Annotated in this window: 5 protein-coding genes; 2 read left to right on the plus strand and 3 right to left on the minus strand. The window is 74.3% G+C overall.

What is annotated here, in order from left to right; all coding sequences use genetic code 11:
- Window positions 1-2: 2 nt before the first annotated feature.
- On the minus strand, window positions 3-1,793 hold the full coding sequence (locus ABD52_RS21770; RefSeq protein ID WP_047893028.1) for an ABC transporter ATP-binding protein: 1,791 nt from the start codon (window positions 1,791-1,793) through the stop codon (window positions 3-5).
- The gene (locus ABD52_RS21775) at window positions 1,790-3,511 is read right to left on the minus strand and encodes an ABC transporter ATP-binding protein (RefSeq protein WP_047893029.1); all 1,722 of its coding nucleotides are present in this window, start codon (window positions 3,509-3,511) and stop codon (window positions 1,790-1,792) included. The genes ABD52_RS21770 and ABD52_RS21775 overlap by 4 nt, the downstream gene beginning before the upstream one ends.
- Window positions 3,512-3,681: 170 nt before the next feature.
- On the opposite strand from ABD52_RS21775, the gene ABD52_RS21780 reads away from it, so the two are divergent.
- Window positions 3,682-5,712 (plus strand): acyl-CoA dehydrogenase, encoded by a 2,031-nt coding sequence (locus ABD52_RS21780; RefSeq protein ID WP_047893030.1) that lies wholly within the window; start codon window positions 3,682-3,684, stop codon window positions 5,710-5,712.
- A 92-nt stretch (window positions 5,713-5,804) separates the two neighbouring features.
- On the opposite strand, the gene ABD52_RS21785 is transcribed toward ABD52_RS21780, so the two are convergent.
- The gene (locus tag ABD52_RS21785; protein WP_013286972.1) at window positions 5,805-6,149 is read right to left on the minus strand and encodes a hypothetical protein; all 345 of its coding nucleotides are present in this window, start codon (window positions 6,147-6,149) and stop codon (window positions 5,805-5,807) included.
- Window positions 6,150-6,444: 295 nt separating this feature from the next.
- Between ABD52_RS21785 and ABD52_RS21790 the strand changes: the two genes are divergently transcribed.
- Window positions 6,445-7,307 (plus strand): alpha/beta hydrolase (locus ABD52_RS21790; protein ID WP_047893031.1); only part of this gene is annotated, 863 nt, incomplete at its 3' end.

The raw sequence follows: 7,307 nt of genomic DNA on the forward strand, positions 1-7,307 counted from the left end.
GATCATACCGGGACGCGCCAGGAACGCCAGAGATGGCCGTACCGGCCGTCGGCGGCCAGCAGCTCCTCGTGCGTGCCCTGCTCCACGACCCGGCCGTGGTCGAGCACGACGATCCGGTCCGCGCTCACCGCCTGGCTGAGCCGGTGCGCCACGATCAGCGTGGTCCGCCCCTGCGTGGCCGCGAGGGCCGCCCGGTCCAGGTCGCGGGCTCCGGCGCTGCCGGCCTCGGCTGTCGCCTCGTCCAGCACGGCGACGGCCGGCGCGGTGAGCACCAGCCGGGCCAGGGCCACCTGCTGGGCCTGCGCGGCGGTGAGCCGGTGGCCGCCCTCGCCCACCGGCGTCGCCAGCCCGTCGGGCAGGGCACGCAGCCAGGTGGTGGCGCCGACCCGTTCCAGCGCGTCGAGCAGCTCGGCGTCGGTCGCGTCCGGTGCGGCCAGGCGCAGGTCCTCGGCGAGCGGCCCGGCGAAGACGTGCACCTCCTGGCTGACCAGTGCCACGTCGCGCCGGGACGTGGCCTCGCCCGTCCCGGTCAGCGGCGCGCCGTCGAGGCGTACCGATCCGTCGGTGGGCGCGATGATCCCGGCGGCGATGCCGGCGAGCGTGCTCTTGCCGGCGCCGCTGGCGCCGACCAGCGCGACCCGCTCCCCCGGTGCCAGGCGCAGTTCGACGTCGGCGAGCACCAGCGGCCCGTCGTCGTAGTGGTGCCGGCGCACCGTGACGTCCAGCGCGGCCGGGCCGCGCGGGCTGGCGGGCGGGGCGGCCGGGCCGGAGGCGGTGGCCGGGCCGGTGTCGGGCAGGTTCGCCACGCCGACCAGCCGGGCGAGGCTCGCGCCGGCCTGCAGCACCGAGTCGGACTCCAGCAGCAGCAGGCCGATCGGGTTGAACAGGCGGTGGAAGTAGAGCGCGGCGGTGGTCGCCGCGCCGACGGTTACCAGGTCGTCGCGGACCAGGAGGAACCCGGCCACGAGCACAGCGGCCAGGCCGAGGAACTCCGACCTGTTGATCCGCAGCCCGAAGCGGGTGTGCAGGTTGAAGATCTCCAGCGACAGGTCGCGCGCCACGCCGGACCGCTCGGCGATGGCCGCCACGTGCGCGTCCTCGGTCCGGTACGCGCGCACCGTCGCCGCGCCGCGCAGCGCGCCGGCCATCGCCTGCGTCCGCTCGCCGGTGGCGACCCGCTCGCGGGCGTAGTAGGGCGCGGAGCGCCGCAGGTACCAGCGCAGCGCCAGCGCGTACGCGGGCGCGGCGACCAGCCCGGCGAGGCCGAGCCGCCAGTCCAGCGCGACCAGCCCGAACACGGTGAGCACCACCGACAGCAGCGCGCCGACGAACGCCGGGCCGCTCACCGCGATCACGTTCGTCACCACCGCCACGTCGTCGCCGACGCGGGCCAGCAGGTCGCCGGTGCCGGCCCGCTCCAGCGTCGCGGACGGCAGGTGCAACGCGCGGTCGAGGACGCGCTCGCGCAGCCGGGCCAGCACCGTCTCGCCGAGCCGGGACGCGAGCGCGGCGCCGAGCGCCGTGAGCAGGCCGGTGAACACGGCGGCGCCGGCGATCACCGCCACCCGGCCGCCGATCCGGGAGACCGGGGCGTCGGCGATGACGTCGTCGACCAGGCGGCCGAGCACCCAGGGCGCGACCAGGCCACCCGCGGCGGCGACGACGAGCACGGTCGCCGCGGCGGCGCTGAGGCCGGGCCGGGCGCGGAACTGGGCGCCGAGCGTCGTCCAGGTCTGCCGGGCGGACGCGACAGGCAGCAACGTCCGGCCGGGGGTACGCGGGTCAGCGGTCACCGCAGTGTCTCCTCGCGGTAGCGGGCGTCGGAGGCCAGCAGGTGCTCGTGCGGTCCCTCGGCGGCCACCCGGCCGTCGGCGATCACCACCACCCGGTCGGTGATCCGCAGCAGGGCCGGGCTGCTGGTGATCAGCAGGGTGCCCCGGGGCCCCACCCGGCGCGTTTCGGCCAGTCCGTCGGCGAGCTGCGCCTCGGTGGCGGCGTCGACAGCGGTGGTGGGATCGTGCAGCACCAGCACGGGCGGGTCGGCGTGCAGCGCCCGGGCCAGCCCGAGCCGCTGGCGCTGGCCGCCGGAGAGGTTCGCGCCCCGCTCGACGAGCCGGTGGTCGAGGCCGCCGGGGTGTGCGTCCACGACGTCCTGGGCCGCGGCCACCCGGACGGCGGCGTGCAGCCGCGCCTGGTCGGCCGGGGCGCCGGCGGCGAGGTTGGCCGCCACCGTGCCCTCGAAGAGCGTCACGTCGTGCGGCTCGACGAGCACGGTGCCGCGCAGCGCGTCGACGTGCAGGTCGTCGGCGGGCACGCCGTCGACACGCACGGTGCCCCGGCACGCGTCCGGCGACACCCGCCCGGACAGCAGCGCCACCAGCGCTTCGGCGTCGGCCGGGTCGTACGCGAGCACGCCCACCACCTCGCCGGGGCCGACGCGCAGGTTCACCCCGTCCAGTCCGGCGTGCCCGACGTCGTCGAGGGCCAGCCGCGGCCCGTCCGGGTGGGCCGGCGCCGACGCGTCGCCGGGCCGGGTCAGCGGCTCGGCGCCGAGCACGCGCGCCACCCGGGCGGCGGAGGCGCGGACCATCGCGAACAGTTGCACGCACCAGCCCATGGTCTGCACCGGCTCGGCCACGAACTGCGCGAGTCCGACCACTGTGACCAGCTCGCCGATGGTGAGCCGGCCGCGCAGGGCGAGCCAGCCGGCCACCCCGGCGACCGCCGCGAGGAACAGGCCGTTGGCGGCGGTGGTGAGCCCGAGGTGCAGTCCCTTGGTGTTGGCGGCGCGCAGCGTCACCGCGAGCGCGTTGCGGCTGGCGGCGGCGTACCGGCCGGCGGCGTGGTGCTGAGCGCCGATGCCGCGCAGCACGCGCAGGCCGGAGACGAGGTCCACGGCGAGCGCCGTGGTCTCCGCGAGGGCCTCTTGCTGGGAGGTGCTGCGCCGGGACAGCAGCGGCGCCATCCGTTGCAGCACGAGGACCAGCACCGGTACGCCGACGAGCACGCCGAGCCCGAGGGGGATGTCGATGACCAGCAGCGCGGTCGCCGCGACGGTCAGCGCGGTCACCGCGGCGACACCGAATCCGGCGACCCGCACCACGAGCGCGGAGAGTTCGGCGTCGGAGGCGGCGACCGAGAGCAGTTCGCCGTCGCGCAGGCCGGAACGGTGTCCGCGCGGGTCGAGCGCGCGCTCGGCGATCTCCACCCGCAGCAGGTGCGCCTCCCGCTCCACCGCCGCGAACGCCTGGCGGGCGCCGTTGCGGTAGGCGAACGCGAGCACGGCGAACAGGGCCGCGAGGCCGGCGACCGAGTACGCGAGCGCCCACGGGTCACCGGTCACCACGGCGCGGTCGATGATGACGCCGATCGCCACCGGCACGAGCGCCTCGGCGACCTGGTGCAGGCCGAGCAGCGTGACGCCGATCAGCACCGGCCGTCGCTGGCGGCGCAACGCCTGACGCAGCACGTACCGGGCCGTGACGGCGCCGCCGGCGGGATGCGGGGACACGAGGGGTTGCCTCCAGTGCTCGAAGTGAGGACAGCCTAACCTCAGCCTCCGGGGTGGCCGAGGCGGGTGGCACGGCTCACCACGGCCTCCGCCAGCGGGGCACGGTGACCGCCGGTAATGTTGATCAGGCCGAGAGTGCACCCATATGTCCGCTGCCCCGAGGAGCGACCATGCTCGATCACGCGTCCGGCCGAATCGACATCGCCCGCCTTCAGGAGACGCTCGACGGACCGTGGGCCGAGGTCCGCCAGGCCCACCGCAAACACCTCGACGAACGCTTCCTCCCGGTCTACGGCGAGACCGGCGACCAGGCGCGCGAGCGGATCACGCGGCTGCTCGGCGAACTCCCGGTCGAGCTGGGCATCGCCGCGGGCTTCCCGGCCGAGTACGGCGGCCGGTCCGACGTGGGCGCCTCGATCGTCGCCACCGAGATGCTGGCGCAGGTCGACCTGTCACTCATGGTGAAGGCCGGCGTGCAGTGGGGCCTGTTCGGCGGCGCGGTCGCCGCGCTCGGCACGAAGCGGCACCACGACGCCTACCTGCGGGACATCGTCGAGGGCCGGATCTTCGGCTGCTTCGCGATGACCGAGACCGGCCACGGCTCGGACGTGCAGCAGCTGCGCACCACCTGTGTGTACGACCCGCAGACGCAGACCTTCGACCTGCACACGCCGCACGAGGCGGCACGCAAGGACTACATCGGCAACGCGGCCCGGGACGGGCGGATGGCCGTGGTCTTCGCCCAGCTGATCAGCGGTGGGCGCCGGCACGGGGTGCACGCGTGGCTGGTGCCGATCCGCGACGAGCACGGCAACCCGATGCCCGGCGTGACCATCGGCGACGCCGGACCCAAGGCCGGCCTGCTCGGCGTCGACAACGGGCGGCTCAGCTTCGACCACGTGCGGGTGCCGCGGGACATGCTGCTGGACCGGTACGCGCAGGTGGCCGAGGACGGGACGTACTCCAGCGCGATCGAGAACGACTCCCGCCGGTTCTTCACCATGCTCGGCACGCTGGTGCGGGGCCGGGTCAGCGTGGGCGGCGCCGCGTCGGCGGCCACCAAGGCGGCGCTGGCGATCGCGGTGCGCTACGGCGACATCCGCCGTCAGTTCAGTGACGCCGAGGGTGACCGCGAGGTGCTGCTCAACGACTACCTGGCCCACCAGCGCAAGCTGCTGCCCGCGCTGGCCACCACGTACGCGCTGCACTTCGCCCAGACCGAGCTGGTCGCCGCGCTCGACGAGATCCAGGGCGGCGACGGGCCGGTCGACGAGCACCGGCAGCGGGAGCTGGAGTCCCGTGCCGCCGGGCTCAAGGCGGCGCAGACCTGGCACGCCACACGCACCATCCAGGCGTGCCGGGAGGCGTGCGGCGGCGCCGGCTACCTGTCCGAGAACCGACTGCCCAGCCTCAAGGCCGACACCGACGTGTTCACCACGTTCGAGGGCGACAACACGGTCCTGCTCCAGCTGGTCGCCAAGGGGCTGCTGACCGGCTACCGGGACGAGTTCGGCTCGCTGGACGGCTGGGGGCGCGCCTCGTTCGTCGCCGAGCAGGTACGCGAGATGGTGCTGGAACGCACCGCCGCGCGGGCGCTCATCGCGCGGCTGGTCGGCGCCGTGCCGGGCCGGGACGACGAGGTCGCCGTCACCGACCGGGGCTGGCAGCTCAAGGTGTTCGAGGACCGCGAGGAGCACCTGCTCGACAGCGCGGTCCGCCGCCTGCGCGGTGGCGCCTCCACCAAGAAGGACCGTCCGTTCGACATCTTCAACGACGTGCAGGACCACGTCCTCGCCGTCGCCGCCGCGCACGTCGACCGGGTGACCCTGGAGGCGTTCGTGGCCGGTATCGACGCGACAGCCGACCCGGCGGTCAAGGAGCTGCTGTCCCGGGTCTGCGACCTGTACGCGCTGAGCGTCATCGAGGCGAACAAGGGCTGGCTGCTGGAGCACGGCCGGCTCACCCCGGCCCGGTCCAAGGCGATCACCGGCGTGGTGAACGGGCTGCTCAAGGAGCTGCGCCCGTACATGCGCACGCTGGTGGACGGTTTCGCCATCCCGGACGCGTGGCTGCACGCCGCGATCCTGCGGGAGGAGCCGGCCCGGCAGGACGAGATGGCCGCGCACGACGCCGCCCACCCGGAGGCCGCCGGCGCCGATTCGCAGGAAGCCGACGCCGACTCGGCGGCCGCCGCCCCGTAGCCGTCCGGCCGGCGACGCCGGCGCTGCCACGGCCCCCGGTCAGCCTCACGGGGCCGGTGCGGCGTACCGCGGACCGGCGTCGCGGGGGTCGGTCAGAGCGTCTTGTACGAGCCGAAGGTGCCGCGCGTCGTCCAGCCCCGGAACAGGCCGAGCCCGTACCCGTGCCCGCTGCAGTCGGCGGACTGGTAGCCGATGACGTTCTGGAAGCCGCCGCTCCAGCCGAGCAGCCAGTCGGCGTCAGCCGGGAACGGGCGGCACAGGTCGTCCGGCGCGGCCTGCCGGGCGACCACGGCGAGCGGATCGCTGGAGTAGAAGACCAGGCCCGTGTCGGGGTTCGGGATCGTGGCCGGCTCGGCGGCGGCGGGCGCGGCGAACAGCGGGACGGTCAGGGCCGCGGCGGCGAGACCGGCGGCGATTCGCATGGTGGACGTGCGCATTCTGTCCTCCAGGGACGGTGGGCGGCCAAGAGGGGGCGGCGGTTTCCCACCCCGTCAGGAGCGATGCGCATCGATGCCAACGGTGCCGCAGGAAGGTTGAGTTGTCAACCAAATCGGTGTCAGGCATCGACCAACGTGTATTGACACATTTTGTTACGGCGGTGATAGTAACTGCAAAAGCTCCCGCCGGTCCCTCCGCGGGGACGCATCGCGGCGGCGCCACACCGACGTGGCCGACCCACCGCCACCACCACCATCCAGGGAGCGCCGTCACGACGTGTCCCCTGGAGGGCGCATGAGAAGACGATCGAAGATCTACGCGGGGCTGGCGGCCGCCCTCGTCCCGCTCGCCTCCGTGGTCGTGGCGCTCGGCGCGACACCCGCGGGTGCCGCGATCGGCGGCTCGGGGCCCTACCCCGCCGACTACGAGACCTCGTCGAGCCTGCCCAACCACACCATCTTCCGGCCCCAGACGCTCCCGTCCGAGCGCCTTCCCGTCCTGGTCTGGGGCAACGGCGGCTGCTCGGCGAACGGCCTGTCGCAGGGCAACTTCCTGCGCGAGATCGCCTCCCACGGCTTCCTCGCCATCGCCAACGGCGCACCGAACGGCTCCGGCTCCACGAACGCCCAGATGCTCACCCAGTCCATCGACTGGGCCGTGGCGGAGAATTCCCGGCCGGGCAGCAGGTACTACAACCGGATCGACACCACGAAGATCGCCGTGGCCGGGTTCTCCTGCGGTGGCCTGGAGGCGTACGCGGTCTCGAACGACCCGCGCGTCACCACCACCGGCATCTTCAGCAGCGGCCTGCTCAACGACGCCGACGACTACCAGCTGCGGCGACTGACCAAGCCGATCGCGTACTTCGTCGGCGGGCCGAGCGACATCGCGTACCCGAACGCGATGGACGACTGGGGCAAGCTGCCGGCCGGGCTGCCCGCCTTCATGGGCAACCTGAACGTCGGGCACGGCGGCACGTACGACCAGCCCAACGGCGGCGAGTTCGGCCGGGTCGCGGTGCTCTACCTCAAGTGGCGCCTGAAGGGCGACGTCGGCGCCGGCGCGAACTTCGTCGGCCCGGACTGCGGTCTGTGCCGCGGCCAGTGGAGCGTCCAGCAGAAGAACCTGACGCTGGACGGCCCGCCGCCCACCACGCC

It is taken from the genome of Micromonospora sp. RV43 (genome assembly GCF_001029515.1).
GTDB classification, from domain to species: Bacteria; Actinomycetota; Actinomycetes; order Mycobacteriales; family Micromonosporaceae; genus Micromonospora; species Micromonospora aurantiaca.